The organism is Mycobacterium sp., assembly GCF_049281135.1.
Taxonomy (GTDB): domain Bacteria; phylum Actinomycetota; class Actinomycetes; order Mycobacteriales; family Mycobacteriaceae; genus Mycobacterium.
Genome location: NZ_JBAPRN010000826.1, coordinates 1 through 3,563, shown reverse-complemented (window position 1 = coordinate 3,563; position 3,563 = coordinate 1). Strand labels below are relative to the sequence as shown.

Annotated in this window: 4 protein-coding genes and 1 pseudogene; 2 read left to right on the top strand and 3 right to left on the bottom strand. The window is 62.9% G+C overall.

The features are described 5' to 3' along the window. Positions 1–207: 207 nt before the first annotated feature. The gene (locus WAN02_RS33000; RefSeq protein WP_422269564.1) at positions 208–852 is read left to right on the top strand and encodes a TIGR03085 family metal-binding protein; all 645 of its coding nucleotides are present in this window, start codon (positions 208–210) and stop codon (positions 850–852) included. A gap of 184 nt (positions 853–1,036) precedes the next feature. Further along, positions 1,037–1,414 (top strand): hypothetical protein, encoded by a 378-nt coding sequence (locus WAN02_RS32995; protein WP_422269563.1) that lies wholly within the window; start codon positions 1,037–1,039, stop codon positions 1,412–1,414. 40 nt (positions 1,415–1,454) lie between these two features. Here WAN02_RS32995 and WAN02_RS32990 read toward each other — a convergent pair whose 3' ends face one another. From WAN02_RS32990 to WAN02_RS32980, 3 genes and pseudogenes are all read right to left on the bottom strand, one after another. Continuing rightward, positions 1,455–2,195 carry a hypothetical protein gene (locus WAN02_RS32990; RefSeq protein WP_422269565.1) on the bottom strand — a complete coding sequence of 247 codons (741 nt, stop codon included), beginning with the start codon at positions 2,193–2,195 and terminating at the stop codon, positions 1,455–1,457. Positions 2,196–2,234: 39 nt separating this feature from the next. Then, positions 2,235–2,999 (bottom strand): hypothetical protein, encoded by a 765-nt coding sequence (locus tag WAN02_RS32985; protein WP_422269562.1) that lies wholly within the window; start codon positions 2,997–2,999, stop codon positions 2,235–2,237. 34 nt (positions 3,000–3,033) lie between these two features. Then, positions 3,034–3,563: pseudogene (locus WAN02_RS32980) on the bottom strand (MCE family protein); the annotation flags it as partial.

Sequence of the window (3,563 nt, the reverse complement as noted above, 5' to 3'; positions counted from 1 at the left end):
CAACGCCGCTGACAACAGCAGCGAGGTCACGGCGCGGTCCGCCCAGCGGACCGCCCGCTTGCTGACCCGAGCCGAAGCACCATGCAATAACTCTTGCAGCGAAGCCGCGACACCATCTGTTTCGCCGCCACGCTTTGACCTCCGTCACTCACGATGCTGCCGAACATCGCCCAAGCTGCCACCTAGGCCTCCGTAGACTCCGGCGACATGACTGATGTTCCGCTAGACACGCAAGAGCGCCTTGAGCTCTGTGATCTCCTCGACGAACTCGGTCCTTCCGTTCCTACACTGCTCGAGGGCTGGACTGCTCACGATCTCGCCGCCCACATCGTGTTGCGAGAACGCGATCTCGTTGCCGGCCCTTGCATCGTTCTACCTGATCCCTTCCAACGGTTCGCCGAGCGACGTAGGGCCAGATTGGCCCAGAGCAAGGACTTCACGTGGCTCGTCGCGCGGATCCGGTCCGGCCCACCCATCGGGTTCTTCCGCATCAGATGGGTCCGCGCCTTGGCGAATCTAAACGAGTTCTTTGTCCATCACGAGGACGTTCGCAGAGCCAATGGGCAAGGACCCCGTGGCCTCACGCCTGCAATGGAAGCTGCCCTGTGGCGAAACGTTCGCCGCGGCAGCCACTACCTGAGTCGGCGGCTTCACGCTTGCGGGCTCGAGATTGAGCGGGCCGGAACCGACGAGCGGGTGACGGTTCAACCAGGCGAACCGATGGCTCGACTCAGCGGTCCGCCGGGCGAACTCCTCCTATACGTCTTCGGGCGCCAAGCTGCAGCGCAGATAGAAGTAGGCGGACCACCGGAGGCCGTTGCGGCGGTGCATCGAACGCACTTCGGCATGTGAGTCCATCGCCCGCTTCGATCCACAGGTCTTCACAATTTCTCCCACACCGAGCGATGGAACCATTGCCGATGGCTTCGCCCAGACACTCGTCTTGGCCCTGCTGTTGGCAACGAAGGAGAACACCGACCTGCGAACAGCACAAGATCGGCGACAGAACCGCCGCCGCAGTGCGAAGGTAGGGCCAATGCATCGACGAATTCACAGGGTGCCGCTCTCCGTTGCCGCGGTCACAATGTTCCTAACGCCTGCGCCAGCGGCGGTCGCTGGCGACGGGGAATGCAACATCATCTTGCCGGCAGCCGATCGGCTGGAGGACGGGTTCAACCTGGTTTCCCCTTCCGGGACACCGTCTTACGTGGCAAGCCAGATTCGGAACGCACTGGCTCCGTTGCACGGCCTGAGGAGTCCAGCCGCCGTCGATCTTCGGATCCGATCGGACATGCTGGCATCTCAGATCGACGCCAGTGACCCCTACCGACCGGCAAACCCAGCACAACTCGCCAGCGACCTCGCCGAGGCGAGGCAGCGGCTGGCCGCGGCTCGCGACTACTGCGGGCCCTAGGGGTCAGTCGGCCGCAACCTGCTCGCCGGAGGCCGGAAAGCTACCGCCCCGGAGGCCGGATTCGAATTGATATGCGTTGGGCGTCAGGCCAGATCGCTTTGGCGGCCGGTGACGCGCAGAAGGTGTCTTCGGCCTGCCAAACGTCCATGTCGACAGCATGGAGACCGTCCTCTTGGTGGGCGCGGCAGGTCACGGTCATGACCCGGTGAGTGTCTGGGTCTACCTGCTCGGCCTCGATGGTCAGCACCACGACGAGCGTGTACCCGGCTCCAGTGGGCAAATAGAAGGTGAGGTCGCGACTGTCCAGCGCGCCGCCGTTGGTCACCAGATAGCCGTCGCCGCTGGGATAGACGGCCTGTCCGACCATCTGGGTGCGCTCGAAGTGCCGGCGGTCACCCGGCGCGCGCCACACCGAGAACCGCGTGTTCGGGCCGCCGTTGAACAGGTGTTGAGCAATCGGGATTATCAGTTCATCGCGGCCGTCGCCGTCGATATCCTGTAATCCGACGCCTCCCGGACTCGAGGGCTCCAGTAGCTCGTCGATCGTTTGCACCGCCTCGCCCGACGGGTCAGACACAGTGACTTTCACGGCCCTTGGGGCGGCCAACTCGGGCGTCGTCCAGTAGCTGACGGCGAAATCGAGTGAACCGGAGTGCATTCGGCAATCCGCATGCGGCGACCTGGCTTTCGGGCTGATGATCGCGGCCGTCTGCGGGCAAGACGGCAGCGTGGTGTCAGCGGCCGCGACGGGCCACACCGTGCCCGCGGCGGCGATCGTCATGACGGCGACCCGCAGTGGCAGCCGCTTCACGTTGCGCGCCTACCGTTTCGGAGCCGGTTCGCCCGGAGCCGGAGCGGGCCCAGGTGGTGGGATCTGATCCTCGATCGGCGGATGGGAGCCGGTCTTGGGGCCGATATCGGAAACCTGCCAGTGATCGCCCGCCCTGTTCACGGTGACTTGCAACAAGATGATCGACACCTTGGGCGTCGGGTTTTGCAGATTGCGGGTGGTTTGGTGGGCCGACACCACTACCTGGTAGGCCCCGCCAGGCTGAGAAATCGGGTCGATCGCCAGCACCTCACCGGAAGAGGTGACCTGCGCCTGCAACATGATGTTCTTGAGCAGATCTGCGGCGTTGACGTATTTGTCCTTAAGTTGCTGCGACACACCGTCTTCGACTGAACGGAAGAAGGCGTCCGGATCTTCGAAGCTGTACGTCAGCGACTTCAGCGCATAGTCCTTGGCCAGCTGCGCCACGGTGTCCCGATCGGCTTGCTGCCGCCGCAGCTCCGCGAGCTGACCCGTCACCTGGTGATACGTCATAAACCCGAACACTCCACCGGCGAGCACCAGCGCCACGAGAACGGCTGCAACCCACCGCGACGGACTCTGCGGCCAGAGTCGCGACTTCAATGACCGGTTGGGGTGTCCATCATCGTCGGCGGCGTCATCGGCGTCGTCGGTCTCATCAGGGTCTGCCGCCGGCTTCGTCCGAGCCCCGTCGGTCGTTTCAGTGCCGTCGCCAGCATCCTTGCTCTCGGTGTCGTCCACTTTTTCACCTTCGCTGACAATTGAATTGGTCATGCCAGATCCTTCTTTGCCGTTGCTTCGTGCTGGTTCACTGATGCCATTCGGGCACGTTGAGTTGCACCCTTAGGCCACCACTGTCGTTGAATGTCGATTCCCAAAAGTCGAGCCAGTGCCCGGCGTCTACCTTGATGGGGCGTAGCGGTGCGACCGCAGGTTGCAGGACCGTGGTAAAGGTACTGAGCGGGCCGGCCAGCATGTCGATGTATTGACCTAACTTAGCCACCAGGATCCCGGCTGGATCGTCAGGGCCTACCACGCCCACCCCGGTGTGCGAAAGGGTTTCGATTTCGTGGACCAGTCGCAAAAATGCCGGCACCGAGCGCGGTAGCAGTTTGCCAGTCTCGCTGATCAATTCGCCGGCGTTGATTTCGCCCAAGTTGGTGGTGAATGTGGAGATGTTGCTGAACAAGGTTGCCATCAATTGCTTGTCGTCGTGGATCACTTTGGCCGTTAGCCCGGCAGTGGTAGCCAGGGAATCGATTGTGTTGTCGTTGCCGGCGAACGCCGCGGAGGCGTTGCTGATGACGACGTGCATTTGGTCGATGTTGAGTGCGGACA